The 23,102-nt window shown below is 64.4% G+C and carries 7 protein-coding genes; 4 read left to right on the forward strand and 3 right to left on the reverse strand.

Translation table 11 applies throughout. The features are described 5' to 3' along the window. Positions 1 to 45: 45 nt before the first annotated feature. Positions 46 to 1,581 (reverse strand): aminotransferase class V-fold PLP-dependent enzyme, encoded by a 1,536-nt coding sequence (locus tag I6L45_RS10355; RefSeq protein WP_216984145.1) that lies wholly within the window; start codon positions 1,579 to 1,581, stop codon positions 46 to 48. A 194-nt stretch (positions 1,582 to 1,775) separates the two neighbouring features. Between I6L45_RS10355 and I6L45_RS10360 the strand changes: the two genes are divergently transcribed. The 3 genes from I6L45_RS10360 to I6L45_RS10370 all read left to right on the forward strand — a co-directional run bounded on the left by I6L45_RS10360 (position 1,776) and on the right by I6L45_RS10370 (position 18,669). After that, on the forward strand, positions 1,776 to 2,408 hold the full coding sequence (locus I6L45_RS10360; protein ID WP_216984146.1) for a hemolysin III family protein: 633 nt from the start codon (positions 1,776 to 1,778) through the stop codon (positions 2,406 to 2,408). Between the two features lie 250 nt (positions 2,409 to 2,658). Continuing rightward, complete coding sequence (locus I6L45_RS10365) at positions 2,659 to 4,320, forward strand: putative transporter (RefSeq protein ID WP_216984147.1); 1,662 nt, start codon at positions 2,659 to 2,661, stop codon at positions 4,318 to 4,320. Between the two features lie 222 nt (positions 4,321 to 4,542). Continuing rightward, positions 4,543 to 18,669, forward strand: a complete 14,127-nt coding sequence (locus I6L45_RS10370) for an Ig-like domain-containing protein (RefSeq protein ID WP_216984148.1) — start codon at positions 4,543 to 4,545, stop codon at positions 18,667 to 18,669. 167 nt (positions 18,670 to 18,836) lie between these two features. Here I6L45_RS10370 and mdtH read toward each other — a convergent pair whose 3' ends face one another. Then, positions 18,837 to 20,030, reverse strand: coding sequence for a multidrug efflux MFS transporter MdtH (gene mdtH / locus I6L45_RS10375; RefSeq protein ID WP_043762477.1), 1,194 nt, complete (start codon positions 20,028 to 20,030; stop codon positions 18,837 to 18,839). A gap of 209 nt (positions 20,031 to 20,239) precedes the next feature. Between mdtH and I6L45_RS10380 the strand changes: the two genes are divergently transcribed. After that, entirely contained in the window at positions 20,240 to 21,139 is a 900-nt protein-coding gene (locus I6L45_RS10380) for a LysR family transcriptional regulator (protein ID WP_216982019.1), read from the forward strand. A gap of 51 nt (positions 21,140 to 21,190) precedes the next feature. On the opposite strand, the gene I6L45_RS10385 is transcribed toward I6L45_RS10380, so the two are convergent. Beyond that, positions 21,191 to 22,957 (reverse strand): M4 family metallopeptidase, encoded by a 1,767-nt coding sequence (locus I6L45_RS10385; RefSeq protein ID WP_216982020.1) that lies wholly within the window; start codon positions 22,955 to 22,957, stop codon positions 21,191 to 21,193. Positions 22,958 to 23,102 lie beyond the last annotated feature (145 nt).

The raw sequence follows: 23,102 nt of genomic DNA on the forward strand, positions 1-23,102 counted from the left end.
TACCTGCCTGTCAGACAACGGCAAATGAATAAGACTGCCCATCTTTCACACAGTTCCTTCCCCGGATGAGCTCCCCTGGCCGAACAGCTGATCGGCAACGAGGCGCCCGAGGCGCAGCTGGTCGTCCAGCAGGGCGCGGATGTGGTGCTCCTCGATGAGGGGGTTGAGCAGGACGGCGCGCAGCAGAGTGAGCGGTTGCTCTCCGTAGCGGCTCACCGCACGCTGGGTTCGGGAGACGAAGCTGTGCCCCTCGGCGCGCTGCGCCTTCTGCAGTGCGACGTTGAAGGCGTTGATCTCGTCGTTGGCCGCCGTATCCAGCACCTTGCCCTGGAGGTGAGGGGGAATGCAGCGATAGGAGAGCAGGTTCATCACCGGAGCTGACATCAGCTCGAAGGCGGGGCTGGCGTCGATGAGCTCTGCCATCCGCCGTGCCCTGTCGTAGTTGGCGTCGATCAGCCGGGCATAGCCCTGACGGCCCAGCAGCTGGAAGGCGGCATCCAGATAGAGGGCGTTGGCGGGGCGGGTGCCCTCCAGGGTGAAGCGCCCCTGGTCGAAGGAGCTGGCGCGAATGGCGTAGGGCGCCTCGCGTTTCACCGTCATCATCAGATCCGGCTGGCGACAGAGCAGCATGCCGGTACCGAGCGGCACCAGCAGCTGCTTGTGGCCGTCCAGAGTCACGGTGTCGGCCTGGTCGATGCCGTCCAGCAAGCTTTGATAGCGTGGGGAGAAGAGCGTCGGTCCTCCCCAGGCGGCATCCACGTGAAAGTGGATCTGCTCGCGCCGGGCGATGGCGGCGAGCTCGGGCAGGGGGTCGATGGAGCCGAAGTCCGTGCTGCCTGCCACGCCGACCAGGGCCAGTACCTTGAGTTTCTGCTCCTTGCACTGGACCAGTGCCTTTTCCAGCGCCGCCAGGCATAGCCGGTTGTGTTCGTCCGTGTCGAGGCGCCAGACGCTGCGGGCGCCCAGACCCAGCAGGTCCATCCCCTTGTCGAAGGAGTAGTGCATCAGCCGCGACCCCAGGATCACGGCCCCGCAGTAACCCTGCTCAAAGAGCGAAAACAGGTTGTCGCCACAGGCCCGGTTGCGGGCCAGCCAGAGGGCAGTGACGTTGGCGATGGTGCCCCCGCTGGTCATGACGCCGAGGGCCGCATCCTTGGCATGCATCTGCGCGCCATAGAAGTCGTCCTCCCCGCGATAGATGAGGCGGTGCAATTTGGCCAGCACCTCCCGCTCGAGAAAACTCAACAGGCGGGAGGACTCCATCTTCATGGGATTCTGGTTCAGCATTACCAGCAGCCGGGAGAGCTCGGCGGTGAAGGCCGGCAAGGGCGCCGTCATGTGCCCCATGTAGTGGGGCGACGTGAGGTGGGAGGCGCCGGGGACCAGGGTGGCCAGGCGGGCCAGGTAGTCCTGGGTGCTCATGCCGGTGTCGGGCATGGCAGACTGGTCGAGCTGGTGAGTGAAACTGCCCCGTTGATAGGGGGCCTGACTGTCGTCGGAGTGATGGAAGGTCTCCAGCAGGGCCGTCATGGCCTGGCCGAAGTCGGGATCCGGTTGTGTAAACAGTTCAGTCAGCTTCATCAGGTTCTCCAGACCAGATTGTCGGGCAGCCGCGGCTATCCACGCGGGCGACGTCGGCGGCAGAGCATACACCAAAGGGGCGGGGGGCACAGCCATCTCCTGCCCCCGGGTCCGTCGTCGTTTTATTTTGAGCTAACACTTGTAGCCTGAAACGCCGGCCGCTAGAGTGAGCCGGATCAGGACTGGAGGTGTTGATGACGGATGTGACGGGGTATTCCCCACGGGAAGAGTGGGCTAATCGCCTCAGCCATGGGCTGGGGTTGCTGCTGGGCGGGCTGGGACTGGCCCTGCTGCTGCACAGAGGGTGGGATCAGGGCCCCAGGGTGTTGCTGAGCTACGGCCTCTATGGTGCCAGTCTGGTACTGCTCTACCTCGCCTCGACCCTCTATCACAGCATGGCGTCGGCGACGGCCAGGCGCTGGTGCAAGGTGTTCGATCATTGTGCCATCTATCTGCTGATCGCCGGCACCTATACCCCCTTCCTGCTGGTGGTACTGGACACACCGCTGGCCAGGGGATTGATGGTGGTGATCTGGGGCCTGGCGCTGGCCGGAGTGGTATTCAAGCTGCTGTTCATCAATCGCTTCAAGAAGCTGTCGCTGTTTACCTACCTGATGCTCGGCTGGTTGTCGCTGGTGGTCATCTATCAGCTCTACCTGCATCTGGAGGGCGCCGGACTCCTGCTGCTGGGGCTGGGGGGGCTCGTCTACAGCCTGGGGGTGGTTTTCTACGTGGCCAAGCGCATCCCTTATAACCACGCCATCTGGCATCTGTTCGTGCTGGGGGGCAGCCTGTGCCACTTCATGGCCATCTATGGCTACGTCTGATCGCGCCGATACGCCGTTTCTGCGGTGATCAGTGTTGGTGAAGAAGGGGACGTCCGGGCGCTGAGGCTCCGTCTTGCTCCCGGTTGTGTCTCGTGTGAGGTGGTGTCTCCCTCGTGATGAGAAGCCTGCCTTATAGCCCTTAATTGGTATTTTTCCGCTCATGAATGCCCGAATTCGTGCGGCACCCCACAGTCGCCCTCTTCGTTTGCTGACAAGCTAGGGTCAGTTCAGCTTGGAAAGGATGCAAACGATGAGTGAAATCGCGCTTTCCATCAGCATGTTGTCGCTGGTGGCGGTGCTGGGGCTCTGGCTGGGAAACTGGCGAGTCTATGGCGTGGGACTGGGCATTGGCGGGGTGTTGTTCGGCGGCATCATAGTGGGCCACTTCGCCGGGCTATCCGGCTTGAAGCTGGATGAGCAAACACTTCATTTTATTCAAGAATTTGGCCTGATCCTGTTTGTCTACACCATCGGCATCCAGGTCGGTCCCGGCTTCTTCTCCTCCCTGCGAAGTTCGGGCCTCAAGCTCAATGGTTTTGCGGCCCTGCTGGTGCTGCTCGGTTGCGTGGTGGCGGCGGCGCTGCACCAGCTGTTCGATGTGCCGCTGCCGGTGATCCTCGGGGTCTTCTCCGGGGCCGTGACCAATACCCCGTCCCTCGGGGCGGGCCAGCAGATCCTGGCGGAACTGGGGGCGGCGCCCGGCTCTACCGGCCTGATGGGGATGGGCTACGCGGTGGCCTACCCGTTCGGGATCTGCGGCATCTTGCTGACCATGTGGCTCATCCGCATGTTTTATCGCATCAAGATCGACGAAGAAGCTGCCCAGTTTGAGCAGCAGGCGGGCAAGACCAAGGAGAGCCTGCAGACCATCAACATCGCGGTGCGCAACCCCAACATGCACGGTCTGATGTTGAGCGAGATCCCGAGCCTGGATGAGACTGACGTCATCTGCTCGCGTCTCAAGCGCGGTGATGAACTGATGGTGCCGAGGCCTGACTCGCGCATCGAGCTCGGCGATCTGCTGCATCTGGTGGGTGAGCGTCACGCCCTGCACAAGGTGTTGCTGGTACTGGGGGAAGAGGTGGATACCTCCCTCTCCACCCGGGGCACGGATCTGCGGGTCGAGCGGGTGGTGGTCACCAATGAGCAGGTGCTCGGCAAGCGGATCCGCGATCTCGACATCAAGCAGAAGTACGACGTGGTGATCTCGCGTCTCAACCGTGCCGGGATCGAGCTGGTGCCGACCAGCCAGACCAGCCTGCAGTTCGGGGACATCCTGAATCTGGTGGGGCGGCTCGATGCCATCGAGTCGGTGACCAGCGTGGTCGGCAACGTACAGCAGAAACTGCAGCAGGTGCAGATGCTGCCGGTCTTCATCGGCATTGGTCTTGGCGTGCTGCTCGGCTCCATCCCCTTCTATCTGCCGGGGTTCCCGGCGGCCCTCAAGCTGGGGCTGGCGGGGGGCCCCCTGGTGGTTGCCCTCATCCTGTCGCGCATCGGCAGCATCGGCAAGCTCTACTGGTTCATGCCGCCGAGTGCGAACCTGGCGTTGCGGGAGATCGGCATAGTGCTGTTTCTGGCGGTGGTCGGGTTCAAGTCGGGGGCCGGTTTCATCGATACCCTGATCAACGGGGACGGCCCCGCCTGGGTAATGTACGGCGTGGCGATCACCCTGATCCCGCTGCTGGTGGTCGGGGTGCTGGCGCGCCGCTATGGCAAGGTCAATTACCTCACCCTGTGCGGGCTGCTGGCCGGCTCCATGACTGACCCTCCCGCCCTGGCCTTCGCCAATGGCATGCACCCGACCAGCGGGGCCAGTGCGCTCTCCTACGCCACTGTCTACCCCCTGGTTATGTTCCTGCGGATCATCTCTCCCCAACTGCTGGCGATCTTGCTCTGGGCCGGCGCCTGATGTGTCCCGAGATGGGAGCTTCCACGGCTCCCGTCTCCGTTCTGTCATAATCGATGGTCTTGATTTAACTAATTTTATTCATCTTCTAGTTCCCTTCGGTTTAGTTACCAAAATGGGCTTCGTTTTGGTCTGTTCATTCGATTTTTCTAACTGGTTTCTGGTCTGATTAACGGGCACATTGGAGGCTGGATTGCTATGCCCATTTTTATGTCAGGAGAGCCCATGAGCAGCAAGAGCATCGTATTGGATCAGGACGTCGTCGTTACCCATTTGCAAGGCAAGATCTATCTGGTCGCGGCAGACGGGAGCCAGACGCTTCTTTCTGAAGGCGATACGCTGCCCAAGGATGCCGTGCTGCTTGCTCCGGAAGGCGCCAGCTTCCAGGGAGGGGATACCACCTTCACCCTGAGCCCGAGCAAGTCTTCCGAAGAGGGCGAGGTGCAACTCGCTCAGCGCGCACAAGCCGGGGTGCCTGACGATATCGCGGCCCTGCAACAGGCCATCCTGCAAGGGGCGGATCCGACCCAGGCGTTTGAAGCGTCGGCGGCGGGCGGTGCACCCGCAGCGGGCAATGTCGGCGGCGTCGCGGGCACCAGCGGCAATGGCGGCTTCATCACCATCGACAGAACCGGCGATGCCACCATCGCCAGCGCCGGCTTTGAGAGTGCCAACCCGGATGCTGTTGCGCCACTGGCCGAGGCCCAGGGTGGCGAGGATGAACTTCTTGACCTCATCGCTCCCGTCATCACCGTCTCTGCCCCCGATAACACCAATGATCGGACGCCGACCCTGACCGGTACCACGGATGCTCCCGCTGGCAGTACGGTGACCCTGGTGGTGACCGATGGCAACGGCAATCAGCAGACCCTGACCGCTACGGTACAACCGGATGGCAGCTACAGCGCGGATATCGTGACGCCGTTGCCGGATGGTGGCTATGACGTGACCGCCAGCGTGACTGACCCTGCTGGTAACAGAGGCACTGCGAGCGATGATGGTAGCGTGGACACCACGGCGCACATCACGGTGAGCCTGGATGACGTGAACGCGGCCAATGTGACCAACGCGCTCATCAGCGGTACCTCCGATGTCGGCCCGAACCGCACCATGACCCTGGTGATCAGCGATGCCAAGGGCGACAAGGTGACCGTCACCGCCGTCACCGATGTCGACGGCAACTACCGCACCACCGCAGACCTGAGCGGGTTGGCGGATGGTAACCTGACGGTGGTGGCGAGCGTCACCGACGCGGCGGGCAACCCGGCCAGCGCCACCGACGACACTACCTTGCTGGACACCACCGCCACCGCGGCGCCGACCGTGGTCATCACCGAAGACAGCGACAACGACGGCACCATCAGCCGCACCGAGATCAGCGGTACCGTGGGCGTGCAGGTCACGCTGCCGGCGGGCGCGGTGGCGGGGGATGTGCTGAACGTCACCGGCCAGGCGCCGATCACCCTGACCCAGGCGCAGATTGACGGCCAGCACCTGACCTTCGAATACCCGCGTCCGGCGGACGGCGGCAGCATCGAGGTGAAGGCAACCCTGACCGACAAGGCGGGCAACGTCTCGCCGGAAGGCCAGGACAGCGCGGTGATGGGCGACACCACCGCCACTGCGGCGCCGACCGTGGTCATCACCGAAGACAGCGACAACGACGGCACCATCAGCCGCACCGAGATCAGCGGTACCGTGGGCGTGCAGGTCACGCTGCCGGCGGGCGCGGTGGCGGGGGATGTGCTGAACGTCACCGGCCAGGCGCCGATCACCCTGACCCAGGCGCAGATTGACGGCCAGCACCTGACCTTCGAATACCCGCGTCCGGCGGACGGCGGCAGCATCGAGGTGAAGGCAACCCTGACCGACAAGGCGGGCAACGTCTCGCCGGAAGGCCAGGACAGCGCGGTGATGGGCGACACCACCGCCACTGCGGCGCCGACCGTGGTCATCACCGAAGACAGCGACAACGACGGCACCATCAGCCGCACCGAGATCAGCGGTACCGTGGGCGTGAAGGTCACGCTGCCGGCGGGCGCGGTGGCGGGGGATGTGCTGAACGTCACCGGCCAGGCGCCGATCACCCTGACCCAGGCGCAGATTGACGGCCAGCACCTGACCTTCGAATACCCGCGTCCGGCGGACGGCGGCAGCATCGAGGTGAAGGCAACCCTGACCGACAAGGCGGGCAACGTCTCGCCGGAAGGCCAGGACAGCGCGGTGATGGGCGACACCACCGCCACCGCGGCGCCGACCGTGGTCATCACCGAAGACAGCGACAACGACGGCACCATCAGCCGCACCGAGATCAGCGGTACGGTGGGCGTGCAGGTCACGCTGCCGGCGGGCGCGGTGGCGGGGGATGTGCTGAACGTCACCGGCCAGGCGCCGATCACCCTGACCCAGGCGCAGATTGACGGCCAGTACCTGACCTTCGAATACCCGCGTCCGGCGGACGGCGGCAGCATCGAGGTGAAGGCAACCCTGACCGACAAGGCGGGCAACGTCTCGCCGGAAGGCCAGGACAGCGCGGTGATGGGCGACACCACCGCCACCGCGGCGCCGACCGTGGTCATCACCGAAGACAGCGACAACGACGGCATCATCAGCCGCACCGAGATCAGCGGTACCGTGGGCGTGCAGGTCACGCTGCCGGCGGGCGCGGTGGCGGGGGATGTGCTGAACGTCACCGGCCAGGCGCCGATCACCCTGACCCAGGCGCAGATTGACGGCCAGCACCTGACCTTCGAATACCCGCGTCCGGCGGACGGCGGCAGCATCGAGGTGAAGGCAACGCTGACCGACAAGGCGGGCAACGTCTCGCCGGAAGGCCAGGACAGCGCGGTGATGGGCGACACCACCGCCACCGCGGCGCCGACCGTGGTCATCACCGAAGACAGCGACAACGACGGCACCATCAGCCGCACCGAGATCAGCGGTACGGTGGGCGTGCAGGTCACGCTGCCGGCGGGCGCGGTGGCGGGGGATGTGCTGAACGTCACCGGCCAGGCGCCGATCACCCTGACCCAGGCGCAGATTGACGGCCAGTACCTGACCTTCGAATACCCGCGTCCGGCGGACGGCGGCAGCATCGAGGTGAAGGCAACCCTGACCGACAAGGCGGGCAACGTCTCGCTGCCGGGCAGCGACAGCGCCACCATGGGCGACACCACCGCGACCGGTGCGCCGACCGTGGTCATCACCGAAGACGTGAACAACGACGGCACCATCAGCAACACCGAGATCAGCGGCAAGGTGGACGTGGAAGTGAGCCTGCCGGGCGATGCCAAGGCCGGGGACACCCTCAAGGTGAGCGGCCAGGCCGACCGCCTGTTGACCGATGCCGACATCACGGCGGGCAAGGTGGGTTACGAGTTTGACCGTCCGGCGGACGGCGTGAAGCTGACCGTGACCGCCACCATCGTGGACGCGGCGGGCAACGTCTCGCTGCCGGGCAGCGACAGCGCCACCATGGGCGACACCACCGCGACCGGCGCGCCGACCGTGGTCATCACCGAAGACGTGAACAACGACGGCACCATCAGCCGCACCGAGATCAGCGGCAAGGTGGACGTGGAAGTGAGCCTGCCGGGCGATGCCAAGGCCGGGGACACCCTCAAGGTGAGCGGCCAGGCCGACCGCCTGTTGACCGATGCCGACATCACGGCGGGCAAGGTGGGTTACGAGTTTGACCGTCCGGCGGACGGCATGAAGCTGACCGTGACCGCCACCATCGTGGACGCGGCGGGCAACGTCTCGCTGCCGGGCAGCGACAGCGCCACCATGGGCGACACCACCGCGACCGGCGCGCCGACCGTGGTCATCACCGAAGACGTGAACAACGACGGCACCATCAGCCGCACCGAGATCAGCGGTACCGTGGGCGTGCAGGTCACGCTGCCGGCGGGCGCGGTGGCGGGGGATGTGCTGAACGTCACCGGCCAGGCGCCGATCACCCTGACCCAGGCGCAGATTGACGGCCAGTACCTGACCTTCGAATACCCGCGTCCGGCGGACGGCGGCAGCATCGAGGTGAAGGCAACCCTGACCGACAAGGCGGGCAACGTCTCGCTGCCGGGCAGCGACAGCGCCACCATGGGCGACACCACCGCCACCGGCGCGCCGACCGTGGTCATCACCGAAGACGTGAACAACGACGGCACCATCAGCAACACCGAGATCAGCGGCAAGGTGGACGTGGAAGTGAGCCTGCCGGGCGATGCCAAGGCCGGGGACACCCTCAAGGTGAGCGGCCAGGCCGACCGCCTGTTGACCGATGCCGACATCACGGCGGGCAAGGTGGGTTACGAGTTTGACCGTCCGGCGGACGGCGTGAAGCTGACCGTGACCGCCACCATCGTGGACGCGGCGGGCAACGTCTCGCTGCCGGGCAGCGACAGCGCCACCATGGGCGACACCACCGCCACCGGCGCGCCGACCGTGGTCATCACCGAAGACGTGAACAACGACGGCACCATCAGCAACACCGAGATCAGCGGCAAGGTGGACGTGGAAGTGAGCCTGCCGGGCGATGCCAAGGCCGGGGACACCCTCAAGGTGAGCGGCCAGGCCGACCGCCTGTTGACCGATGCCGACATCACGGCGGGCAAGGTGGGTTACGAGTTTGACCGTCCGGCGGACGGCGTGAAGCTGACCGTGACCGCCACCATCGTGGACGCGGCGGGCAACGTCTCGCTGCCGGGCAGCGACAGCGCCACCATGGGCGACACCACCGCGACCGGTGCGCCGACCGTGGTCATCACCGAAGACGTGAACAACGACGGCACCATCAGCAACACCGAGATCAGCGGCAAGGTGGACGTGGAAGTGAGCCTGCCGGGCGATGCCAAGGCCGGGGACACCCTCAAGGTGAGCGGCCAGGCCGACCGCCTGTTGACCGATGACGACATCACGGCGGGCAAGGTGGGTTACGAGTTTGACCGTCCGGCGGATGGCGTGAAGCTGACCGTGACCGCCACCATCGTGGACGCGGCGGGCAACGTCTCGCTGTCGGGCAGCGACAGCGCCACCATGGGCGACACCACCGCGACCGGTGCGCCGACCGTGGTCATCACCGAAGACGTGAACAACGACGGCACCATCAGCAACACCGAGATCAGCGGCAAGGTGGACGTGGAAGTGAGCCTGCCGGGCGATGCCAAGGCCGGGGACACCCTCAAGGTGAGCGGCCAGGCCGACCGCCTGTTGACCGATGCCGACATCACGGCGGGCAAGGTGGGTTACGAGTTTGACCGTCCGGCGGACGGCGTGAAGCTGACCGTGACCGCCACCATCGTGGACGCGGCGGGCAACGTCTCGCTGCCGGGCAGCGACAGCGCCACCATGGGCGACACCACCGCGACCGGTGCGCCGACCGTGGTCATCACCGAAGACGTGAACAACGACGGCACCATCAGCAACACCGAGATCAGCGGCAAGGTGGACGTGGAAGTGAGCCTGCCGGGCGATGCCAAGGCCGGGGACACCCTCAAGGTGAGCGGCCAGGCCGACCGCCTGTTGACCGATGCCGACATCACGGCGGGCAAGGTGGGTTACGAGTTTGACCGTCCGGCGGACGGCGTGAAGCTGACCGTGACCGCCACCATCGTGGACGCGGCGGGCAACGTCTCGCTGCCGGGCAGCGACAGCGCCACCATGGGCGACACCACCGCGACCGGTGCGCCGACCGTGGTCATCACCGAAGACGTGAACAACGACGGCACCATCAGCAACACCGAGATCAGCGGCAAGGTGGACGTGGAAGTGAGCCTGCCGGGCGATGCCAAGGCCGGGGACACCCTCAAGGTGAGCGGCCAGGCCGACCGCCTGTTGACCGATGCCGACATCACGGCGGGCAAGGTGGGTTACGAGTTTGACCGTCCGGCGGACGGCGTGAAGCTGACCGTGACCGCCACCATCGTGGACGCGGCGGGCAACGTCTCGCTGCCGGGCAGCGACAGCGCCACCATGGGCGACACCACCGCGACCGGTGCGCCGACCGTGGTCATCACCGAAGACGTGAACAACGACGGCACCATCAGCCGCACCGAGATCAGCGGTACCGTGGGCGTGCAGGTCACGCTGCCGGCGGGCGCGGTGGCGGGGGATGTGCTGAACGTCACCGGCCAGGCGCCGATCACCCTGACCCAGGCGCAGATTGACGGCCAGTACCTGACCTTCGAATACCCGCGTCCGGCGGACGGCGGCAGCATCGAGGTGAAGGCAACCCTGACCGACAAGGCGGGCAACGTCTCGCCGGAAGGCAGCGACAGCGCGGTGATGGGCGACACCACCGCGACCGGTGCGCCGACCGTGGTCATCACCGAAGACACCGACAACGACGGCACCATCAGCCGCACCGAGATCAGCGGCAAGGTGGACGTGGAAGTGAGCCTGCCGGGCGATGCCAAGGCCGGGGACACCCTCAAGGTGAGCGGCCAGGCCGACCGCCTGTTGACCGATGCCGACATCACGGCGGGCAAGGTGGGTTACGAGTTTGACCGTCCGGCGGACGGCGTGAAGCTGACCGTGACCGCCACCATCGTGGACGCGGCGGGCAACGTCTCGCCGGAAGGCAGCGACAGCGCGGTGATGGGCGACACCACCGCCACCGCGGCGCCGACCGTGGTCATCACCGAAGACACCGACAACGACGGCACCATCAGCCGCACCGAGATCAGCGGTACCGTGGGCGTGCAGGTCACGCTGCCGGCGGGCGCGGTGGCGGGGGATGTGCTGAACGTCACCGGCCAGGCGCCGATCACCCTGACCCAGGCGCAGATTGACGGCCAGTACCTGACCTTCGAATACCCGCGTCCGGCGGACGGCGGCAGCATCGAGGTGAAGGCAACCCTGACCGACAAGGCGGGCAACGTCTCGCCGGAAGGCAGCGACAGCGCGGTGATGGGCGACACCACCGCGACCGGTGCGCCGACCGTGGTCATCACCGAAGACACCGACAACGACGGCACCATCAGCCGCACCGAGATCAGCGGCAAGGTGGACGTGGAAGTGAGCCTGCCGGGCGATGCCAAGGCCGGGGACACCCTCAAGGTGAGCGGCCAGGCCGACCGCCTGTTGACCGATGCCGACATCACGGCGGGCAAGGTGGGTTACGAGTTTGACCGTCCGGCGGACGGCGTGAAGCTGACCGTGACCGCCACCATCGTGGACGCGGCGGGCAACGTCTCGCCGGAAGGCAGCGACAGCGCGGTGATGGGCGACACCACCGCCACCGCGGCGCCGACCGTGGTCATCACCGAAGACACCGACAACGACGGCACCATCAGCCGCACCGAGATCAGCGGTACCGTGGGCGTGCAGGTCACGCTGCCGGCGGGCGCGGTGGCGGGGGATGTGCTGAACGTCACCGGCCAGGCGCCGATCACCCTGACCCAGGCGCAGATTGACGGCCAGTACCTGACCTTCGAATACCCGCGTCCGGCGGACGGCGGCAGCATCGAGGTGAAGGCAACCCTGACCGACAAGGCGGGCAACGTCTCGCCGGAAGGCAGCGACAGCGCGGTGATGGGCGACACCACCGCGACCGGTGCGCCGACCGTGGTCATCACCGAAGACGTGAACAACGACGGCACCATCAGCAACACCGAGATCAGCGGCAAGGTGGACGTGGAAGTGAGCCTGCCGGGCGATGCCAAGGCCGGGGACACCCTCAAGGTGAGCGGCCAGGCCGACCGCCTGTTGACCGATGCCGACATCACGGCGGGCAAGGTGGGTTACGAGTTTGACCGTCCGGCGGACGGCGTGAAGCTGACCGTGACCGCCACCATCGTGGACGCGGCGGGCAACGTCTCGCTGCCGGGCAGCGACAGCGCCACCATGGGCGACACCACCGCGACCGGTGCGCCGACCGTGGTCATCACCGAAGACGTGAACAACGACGGCACCATCAGCAACACCGAGATCAGCGGCAAGGTGGACGTGGAAGTGAGCCTGCCGGGCGATGCCAAGGCCGGGGACACCCTCAAGGTGAGCGGCCAGGCCGACCGCCTGTTGACCGATGCCGACATCACGGCGGGCAAGGTGGGTTACGAGTTTGACCGTCCGGCGGACGGCGTGAAGCTGACCGTGACCGCCACCATCGTGGACGCGGCGGGCAACGTCTCGCTGCCGGGCAGCGACAGCGCCACCATGGGCGACACCACCGCGACCGGTGCGCCGACCGTGGTCATCACCGAAGACGTGAACAACGACGGCACCATCAGCCGCATCGAGATCAGCGGTACCGTGGGCGTGCAGGTCACGCTGCCGGCGGGCGCGGTGGCGGGGGATGTGCTGAACGTCACCGGCCAGGCGCCGATCACCCTGACCCAGGCGCAGATTGACGGCCAGCACCTGACCTTCGAATACCCGCGTCCGGCGGACGGCGGCAGCATCGAGGTGAAGGCAACCCTGACCGACAAGGCGGGCAACGTCTCGCCGGAAGGCCAGGACAGCGCGGTGATGGGCGACACCACCGCCACTGTGGCGCCGACCGTGGTCATCACCGAAGACACCGACAACGACGGCACCATCAGCCGCACCGAGATCAGCGGTACCGTGGGCGTGCAGGTCACGCTGCCGGCGGGCGCGGTGGCGGGGGATGTGCTAAACGTCACCGGCCAGGCGCCGATCACCCTGACCCAGGCGCAGATTGACGGCCAGCACCTGACCTTCGAATACCCGCGTCCGGCGGACGGCGGCAGCATCGAGGTGAAGGCAACCCTGACCGACAAGGCGGGCAACGTCTCGCCGGAAGGCCAGGACAGCGCGGTGATGGGCGACACCACCGCCACCGCGGCGCCGACCGTGGTCATCACCGAAGACAGCGACAACGACGGCACCATCAGCCGCACCGAGATCAGCGGTACCGTGGGCGTGCAGGTCACGCTGCCGGCGGGCGCGGTGGTGGGGGATGTGCTGAACGTCACCGGCCAGGCGCCGATCACCCTGACCCAGGCGCAGATTGACGGCCAGTACCTGACCTTCGAATACCCGCGTCCGGCGGACGGCGGCAGCATCGAGGTGAAGGCAACCCTGACCGACAAGGCGGGCAACGTCTCGCCGGAAGGCCAGGACAGCGCGGTGATGGGCGACACCACCGCCACCGCGGCGCCGACCGTGGTCATCACCGAAGACAGCGACAACGACGGCACCATCAGCCGCACCGAGATCAGCGGTACCGTGGGCGTGCAGGTCACGCTGCCGGCGGGCGCGGTGGCGGGGGATGTGCTGAACGTCACCGGCCAGGCGCCGATCACCCTGACCCAGGCGCAGATTGACGGCCAGCACCTGACCTTCGAATACCCGCGTCCGGCGGACGGCGACAGCATCGAGGTGAAGGCAACCCTGACCGACAAGGCGGGCAACGTCTCGCCGGAAGGCAGCGACAGCGCGGTGATGGGAGACACCACCGCCACCGCGGCGCCGACCGTGGTCATCACCGAAGACGTGAACAACGACGGCACCATCAGCAACACCGAGATCAGCGGCAAGGTGGACGTGGAAGTGAGCCTGCCGGGCGATGCCAAGGCCGGGGACACCCTCAAGGTGAGCGGCCAGGCCGACCGCCTGTTGACCGATGCCGACATCACGGCGGGCAAGGTGGGTTACGAGTTTGACCGTCCGGCGGATGGCGTGAAGCTGACCGTGACCGCCACCATCGTGGACGCGGCGGGCAACGTCTCGCTGCCGGGCAGCGACAGCGCCACCATGGGCGACACCACCGCGACCGGTGCGCCGACCGTGGTCATCACCGAAGACGTGAACAACGACGGCGCCATCAGCAACACCGAGATCAGCGGCAAGGTGGACGTGGAAGTGAGCCTGCCGGGCGATGCCAAGGCCGGGGACACCCTCAAGGTGAGCGGCCAGGCCGACCGCCTGTTGACCGATGCCGACATCACGGCGGGCAAGGTGGGTTACGAGTTTGACCGTCCGGCGGATGGCGTGAAGCTGACCGTGACCGCCACCATCGTGGACGCGGCGGGCAACGTCTCGCTGTCGGGCAGCGACAGCGCCACCATGGGCGACACCACCGCGACCGGTGCGCCGACCGTGGTCATCACCGAAGACGTGAACAACGACGGCACCATCAGCAACACCGAGATCAGCGGCAAGGTGGACGTGGAAGTGAGCCTGCCGGGCGATGCCAAGGCCGGGGACACCCTCAAGGTGAGCGGCCAGGCCGACCGCCTGTTGACCGATGCCGACATCACGGCGGGCAAGGTGGGTTACGAGTTTGACCGTCCGGCGGACGGCGTGAAGCTGACCGTGACCGCCACCATCGTGGACGCGGCGGGCAACGTCTCGCTGCCGGGCAGCGACAGCGCCACCATGGGCGACACCACCGCCACCGCGGCGCCGACCGTGGTCATCACCGAAGACAGCGACAACGACGGCATCATCAGCCGCACCGAGATCAGCGGTACCGTGGGCGTGCAGGTCACGCTGCCGGCGGGCGCGGTGGCGGGGGATGTGCTGAACGTCACCGGCCAGGCGCCGATCACCCTGACCCAGGCGCAGATTGACGGCCAGCACCTGACCTTCGAATACCCGCGTCCGGCGGACGGCGGCAGCATCGAGGTGAAGGCAACGCTGACCGACAAGGCGGGCAACGTCTCGCCGGAAGGCCAGGACAGCGCGGTGATGGGCGACACCACCGCCACCGCGGCGCCGACCGTGGTCATCATGGACGATACGAACAATGACCAGATGCTGACCAAGGCCGAGATTGGCAATGATCAGATCCAGGTACGCGCCGGGATCAATCACGCAGACCTGGTTGCGGGCGGCAAGGTGACGCTGATCATCAACAATGGCGTCGCCAGCAGTACGGTTGAACTGACGTTGAAAGCCGACGGCACCCTACAATCGAGCAATGGCAAGAGCTACGGCTATCAGAACGGCACCATCATTTGGACGGAGGCGACACCTGGCAATGGAACATCGTTGACGGTGACCGCGACCCAAACCGACAAGGCGGGCAACATCTCCCTGCCGGGCAGCGATACTGCGCTGGTATTGGCCGTTCCCGTCACTTCCGGCGGCTACGCCAGTGGCGCCGAAGACAGCCCTCTTTCCCTGAAATGGGGCGATTTCAAGGCCAGTGATGCCGATACACCAGATGCTCAGCTGTCGATCAAGATCATCTCACTGCCAGCCGATGGCTTGCTCCAGTACAAGGATGCTGACGGTAAATGGCAGACAGTGACACTGGCCCTGGTGAATAGCGGGCTGACATTCAGCAAGGGGGATATTGATGCAGGCAAGCTGCAGTTCTTGCCTGACCGTCATGAGTCGAGCTCGGCTGCGGGCAACAATGGCGGCGCTCCAGGCAACAAGCTTGGCGATTATGCTGCCTTTGATTACCAGGTCAGCGATGGTGTCAATTCCAGTGACAGCGCCAAGTTCGTTATTGATATTAAGCCCGTTGTTGATGGCGTGACACTCAAGATTGAGCTGGTGAGTGGCGGCTTGACGCCGGGTGCGGCGAAAGTGGAAGAGATCCTGGACTCCTTGCAAGGCAAAAATCCATCATCGAACCCGACTGAGGGGAATGATTATCTGGTTTCCAGCAATGGCAACTGGGTAGATGGCGGAGCAGGCAACGACATCATCAAGTTCGGCAGTGGTACAAGCTTCCAGGCTATCGGTGGGGTTGGCAACGACACCCTGATCGGTGGGGCCAGCGTCAATGAGCACCTGATTGGTGGTGACGGAGATGACATTCTGATCGGTGGCAAGAATGCAACGTCCTCGGTCAAGCTGCAGGGGGATGGGGGCAACGATACGCTTATCTCTCAAAGCCTGAAGGCAACCACTTCCTATTACGGCGGTGACGGCCAGGATGTTGCCTACATGCCCGGCTCGATGAAGGCGCTGAAACTGGTCACGACCGGTTTGCCCAACAGCTGCGACTACCGGCTCGTCTATACGGATCCTGTCACTGGGGTGGTGACCAACCATGACTTTTACAGTGTCGAAACCCTCTATCTGCAAGATGGCAAGTATGAGTTCAAGGATGGCAACCTGACCAAAGTGGCTGATCTGGCGACCTTGAAGGTTGATGTCGATCTGATCGATACCGACGGTAGCGAACATTTTACCGAGCTGACCATCAAGGGACTGCCACAGGGGGCTACGCTCTCCGGTGGTACTCTGCAGGCCGACGGCAGTTGGAAGGTGCCAGCCAGCATGCTGGATCAGGATGGCAAGTTGTCACTGCAGGTTGAACTGCCGGTCGGCAGCCAAAATATCAAGGTTACCGTTGTGGCGGGTTCGCAAGAGTATGACATGAATGGCCAACCTATCTCGGGTGAAGTGAAATTTACCGAGGCAGACGCCGGCTTCATGATCAAACCAGCCAATCCGAATGGTGACAACACCGTTGATGGCGGCGGTGGCGATGATGTACTGCTGGGTGATATAGGTGGCATCAAGACATCGGTCGAGCCTGGCAAGAATTACAATGTTGCGCTGATCGTGGATACCTCAGGCAGTATGAAATATGGCTTGAATGGGAGTCAGTATCCCAGCTCAGGTCAGGATCGGATGACATTGACGATCAATGCACTGAAAGTGTTGGCCAATCAGCTGGCCAGCCACGATGGCGTGGTCAACGTGACGCTGATCGGTTTCGCCGGGTCGGCCAGCAATATGCTGAAGATCGAAGATCTGAACTCGGCAAACCTGCAGACGCTGATCAACAAGATCACGACTCTGTCTGCCAATGGTGCGACCAACTACGAGGATGCCTTCATCAAGGCGACCGAGTGGTTCAATACCAAGCCGGGTAGCGGGACAGGGCTGAAATTCGAAAACCTGACCTACTTCCTGACTGATGGCGACCCCACTGTACACAACGGTGACTCCTCGTCCGGTAGTACTACTAACGATGCCGACATGCAGAAGGCCATCGACGCCTTTGCATCGCTGTCTGGATTGAGCGAGGTCAAGGCGATTGGTATCGGTACCGGTGTGACGGAGGATAACCTGAAGTATTTCGACAATACCCAGGTGACAGGTCCGGGCAGTCTGTACGCTCTGGTACAAACCATCAACGACTTCTCTGGCAATAGTGGTGCCTGGAGTACGTCTACCTGGAGCAAGAGCGGTGATAGTGACGTCTTTGTTTCGGGCGGCAAGCTTTACTTGACCGATTATGACGGCAGCGGTTCGTCGGTCTTTACCAGTGCAAAGCTGGCGGTGATGGCAGGTAATGGCATCCGCTTTGATTTGTCTACAGATAGCGATTTTTCTTCCGGTGACAGTTTCTCGATGCAACTGCAACGCTGGAATGGCTCGATCTGGGTCAATATCGGTAGTGCCACGAGTTTGACCGGGACCATCAACAGTGGTCCTCTGGCCGCTGGTGATTATCGCTATGTCTTTACATTGAATGATGTACAGGAGAAGCGGTGGGATAACATATCAGCCACGCTGGTGATTGATAACCTCGGCAAGGTGACGTACCCGCCGATCGGTCAACCCGACATTATCACCAAGGCCGAGGATCTTCATGCTGTGCTTGTGGGTGGCTCGGTGACGAATACTCCCGCAGAGGTTGGCTCGGATACGGTCAACGGCGGTGCCGGAAACGACATCTTGTTTGGCGATGCCATCAACACCGATTATCTGCCTTGGGGCGCGGCGGGCAATCCGGCCAAGCCGACGGACTGGGTCAATGGGAAGGGACTGGATGGTTTGACCCAGTTCCTGACCTTGAAGAACGGGTATGCGCCCAGCACCGTAGAGCTGTACGAATATATCAAAGACAACGCCAAGTCATTTGATGTGGCAGGTGATACTCGTGGCGGCCACGACAAGCTGTATGGTGGCCTGGGAGACGACATCCTCTTCGGCCAGGGAGGTAACGATGAACTCTCCGGTGATGCAGGCAACGACACCCTCTATGGTGGTACCGGCAACGATACCCTGAGTGGTGGTCTGGGCAACGACATCCTGGTTGGCGGGCTTGGCGACGACATCCTCAAAGGGGATGCCGGAGCCGATACCTTCACCTGGCTGAAGGGGGATACCGAGACCGGCAAGGTGGCCAAGGACTACATCGTCGATTTCAGCAAGTCGGAAGGGGACAAGCTGGATCTCAGCGACTTGCTCGACAGCGATGGCAGCAAGACCGAGAGCTCCCTGAAGAGCCTGCTCTCGGTGTTCCAGGACAACGAGGGGGTGCACCTGCAGGTCAAGGAGAGCGGCGCGGCGCCGGTGACCCAGGAGATAGTGCTGATGAACCACACCTTCGACACCCTGACGGGCGGTTCGGGGACGACAGCCAACCAGGTCATCGATTTCATGTTGCAAAACAACATGCTGGATATCGACAAGTAATCCGGTCAGATGGTCAAAAAGCGGCGGAGCAATCTGCCGCTTTTTTTATGGGCGCTTTTCGGATGAATGCGGCGGAGCAGAGAGGGAGGGCCACTCAACGAGAGGATAAAAAGAGGGCGCCCCTCAAGAGAGGGGCGCCCGGGTTGAATGGCGTGATGGCCAAGGGGTCAGGCGCTGACCCTGGCAAGGCGGGAGCCACGCTGGAAGCAGTTCGCCAGCAGCAGCAGGGTGGTGACGCCGACGGTGCCGAGCACCAGCCAGGGCAGCCAGGGTTGCCCCTGGGCCATGGCGTAGTCGTGCAGGGCGCCGCCACCCACGTAACCCGTCATGCCGCCGAGCGCCAGCCCCAGGCGGCTGAAGCCCATGTAGCTGCCGCGCGCACCGGGCTGGGCGAGCTTGGTCATGAGGGTTTCCCGCGCCGGCTCGGCGATGACGATGCCGAGGTAGAAGCAGGCGAGCAGCAGGAAGACCGCGGGCAGGGTGGTGGCGAAGGCGACCAGGCCTATCCCCGTGGTCATCAGCAATACCCCGGCCATCAGGCGATTCTCCAGCTTGAAGTGGCGCTCGCCGAAGCGGGCGAGGGGGTAGAGCAGGGCCAGGGAGATGGCGGTCTCCAGGGTATACATCCAGCCCACCGCTGTGGTGCTGCCCGCCATCTGCTTGACCAGGATGGGGAAGATCAGCATCACCTGAACCCAGAGCGCGTAGTAGCCGCTCAGGATCAGCACCAGTCGGCAGAAGGCCTTGTCCGCCAGTACCTGGCCGAGGCCGTCGCGGATCGGGGTCGGGCGTACGGAGAGCTTGTAGGGGGGTAGGATCAGCAGGTTGCACAGGGCGGCGCAGACGAAGAGACCGGCACCCAGCAGGCAGACATATTCGAAGTCGAAGTTCAGCAGCCAGCTGCCGAGCAGGGCCCCCACCACGGCGCCGGCGCTCTCCAGCATCATCAGCAGGGAGATGTAGCGGCCCCGCTCCCGTGGCCGGGTGAACTTGATGACCAGGGCGGCGCGGGGGGGATCGAACAGGCAGCCACCGAGCCCGGAGATGATGCAGGAGAGGATGAGTTCCAGCCCGCTTTCGGCATAGGCCAGGCTGGCGAACCCCAGCGCCCGCAGCAGCATGCCGCAGACGATGAGGGGGCGCGCCCCGAACTTGTCGGCCAGGGAGCCGCCAAACACCCCCAGCCCTTGCTGGGTGAGCTGACGCAGCCCCAGCGCCAGCCCGACCACCCCGGCGGCCCAGCCGAGCTGGTCCACGAAACGCAGGCTGATCATGGGCATGACCACGAAGAATCCCAGGATCACCAGGAGGGAATCCAATGCCAAGAACCACCGCCCCAACCGCCTCGCCCGCTCCACCATGATCCTGTTACCTCTGTTCGTTCCGTTGATATTGTTGTGTTGTTGTATTCATCGCCGAATGGCGCCGTCACAAAAGAGAGTCAAGGACGATGACAGGTCCCTGACTCGATGGCGTATTGCCATATGATGACGATTGATGCTGCTATTCTGGTGGGGCGCCAGATATAGTGGTAGCCGACAACTGGCTATATTTCATATTGGATTTGGTTATGGCTATGACACTCGACGATTTGCAATTGCTGCTGGATGTGGCCAACCGTGGCAGCTTCAGCAAGGTGGCGGCCATCCGTGGCTGGTCGCAGCCCATGGTGAGCCAGCGGATCGCCGTGCTGGAGCAGGAGCTGGGCCAGTCCCTGTTTCGCCGCCACCGCCGTGGGGCCACCCCGACCCCGGCCTGCGAGCAGTTTCTGCCTGCGGCGATGGCTGCCCTGAGTGCTCTGGAAGGGGGGCGGCTCGCGATGCAGGGGGCGCCCGCCTTGCCGCGGATCCGGCTCTCCTGCCTGCCTTCCCTGACCACGGCGGTGTTCGGCCCCCTGCTGCTGGCCCTGGTGGACGAGGCCTTCGAGATCCGCTGCAACACGGATCACTCCGGCATCATCATGCAGGAGCTGCTGACCGGGGAGACCGATGTCGGCTTCATCCTGAAGTGTCCCGCCATCGCCGGCATCCAGCTCGAGCTGCTCTATCGCTCCCCCATCATCGCCGTGGCCTGCGCCACCCACCCCCTGGCCGGTCGGCAGGGGCTGACCCTGCAGGACATCGCCAACGAGCGGCTGGCCCCCCAGCAGTGGGGCACCGGCTGTGACGAGCTGATCCTGCAGCTACGGCTGCTGCGCCAGGTCGCCAGCCCGCTGCACGCCATCCAGCCCGCCAGCGCGGCGCGAGAGCTGGCGCTGGAGCACGGCTTCATCACCCTGATGCCGGCGCTCGCCATCACCCGGGATCTGGAGTTCGGTCGCCTGGTGAAACTGGATGTGGTGGATCTGCCGCCGGATCACTGGGATGTGATGATGGCCTGGCGCAGTGGCAAGCGTCCCAATCCCGCCAAGGAGCGGGTGCTGGAGGCGGCGCGTTCCCTGGCCCGGCGCTGGTCGGGGAAACGGGAATAAAAAAGCGCCGGTTCAGGCCGGCGCTTTCCATGTTGTTGCTGTGTATCGGTATCAGTGGCTGGCCTTGAGGGTCACACCGGAGAAGGCGCTGAAGCCGCTCAGCTGCACGTGCCAGGTCCCTGCCTTGGGCGCGTTCAGGGTACAGGTCTCGGCGTTGCCGCTCTTGTAGGGGCGGCAGTCATAGCTGGTGCTGGTCGGGGCCGAGCCGAACTTCACATAGAGGTCCGCATCCCCTGTGCCGCCGCTGCTGGCGACCACCAGCTGGCTCCTGCCGGCCGGCACTTCTATGGTGTAGCTCAGCTTGCCCCCCTTGGCGGCGGTGAGATTGCTCACCGGTACCCCGTTTTGCAGCACGTTGCCCGCCGGCGGCGTGGTAGTGCAGGAGGCATTGACGCCGACCGTGGTGAAGGCGGCCGCCACGTCGCTCAGGCTGTAGCCGAGATCGGTGGCCGCCCTGGTCACGCCGCAGGCGCCCTGATCGAAGGTGGTGTTGGCACCCCAGTAGAGGCGGTTGGCCAGCACGAACACCTCGAACGCCTTGCGGGTGTTCCAGCCGCTGGTGTTGGCCAGCAGGTAGAAGGCGCGGTTGTAGACCCCGGAGCTGTGGTGTACGTCGATGCCGTCATAGTAGTCGCTGGCGTGGCCGATGGACTTGCCGTCCCGGGTCGGATCCTCGAAGTAGCGCAGCGAGCCGTTGCCCTTGAAGATCTGGGCCCCCACCAGCCAGTCGTTGCTGCCCTTCATGTAGTTCTCGGCCGCTTCCCCCGCCATGTCGGAGAAGGCCTCGTTGATGCCGCCGGACTGGCCGGAGTAGACCAGCCCCGAGTTCTGTTCGGTGAAGCCGTGGCTCACCTCGTGGGCTGCCACGTCCAGGCTCACCAGGGGGTAGAAGGTGGTGGCGCCGTCACCGAAGGTCATCTGGCTACCGTCCCAGAAGGCGTTTTCGTAGTTGCGGCTGTAGTGCACCCGCATCTTGAGCTTGAAGCTCAGCGGCGCCGTGTTGTACCAGTTGCGGTACATGTCGAATACCACGTTGCCGAAGTAGTGGGCATCGTTGAGCGGCGAATAGGCGCCGTTGATCTCCTTGACCGTGTTCTCCGGGCAGGTGAACTGGTGGATGGCGCCCCCCGTGGTGGCATGGTTCATGTTGAGGGTATCGACGTTCGCGCTGGTCATCCGGCAGTTGTCGTCCACCTGCAGCGGGCCGAAGTCGGCGCCGTAGAAATACTTGCCGGTCTTGAGGTTGCCGCCCGGACCTGTGGCGTCCTTGTGGTTGATCCCCTCCCAGCGCTTGATCTCGCTGCCGCTCTGGGCGTCGATGATGACGAAGGGGCGGCTTGGCTCCTCGCTCGCCGCGAGCCAGGAGACAAGGTAGACCAGACGGGCCTGCCCTGCGTCATCCTGCATCACGAACAGCTTGACCCGCTCGTTGCTGCCCTTGGCGCCGGCCCGCGCCTTGCGGGCGGCATCGGCGGGAGAGAGGGAGGCGGTCGGGCTCGCGAGATCGGTCTCGATCTGGCGCAGCATGGTGCCGGAGACCTGGCTGATCTGGCCGCCGAGGGACTGCTCGGCCACGAGCACCTGGCCCCAGACCGGGATGCCGTGCCAGGTCTGCTCATAGCGCACCCGCTGCTGGCCATTGGGCAGCTTGACCGCCCGCACCTGGCGAAACTCGCCATCCCCTGCGAGGGCGCTGACCCCGGCGGCACCGCTCGGCGCCCCCAGCAGGCCGGCGACCTGGTTTACTTCCACCTGTTCTGCCGCCATGGCGGCGCTTCCCCAGCAGGCCAGTACCACGGCCAAATAGACTTTGTTCATCTCGTCTTTCCTTAGTCGATGAAGATTACACACCGGGTCTGTTGCCCGGCGCTCTTACACTAGTGGGAAGGGACGAAATGGCTGCCTGTCATTTGTAACAGATCGGCGAAAACAGGCAGCAGAACATACTTCTACGATGTTAATC

The organism is Aeromonas sp. FDAARGOS 1415, assembly GCF_019048365.1.
Classification (GTDB): Bacteria; Pseudomonadota; Gammaproteobacteria; order Enterobacterales; family Aeromonadaceae; genus Aeromonas; species Aeromonas taiwanensis.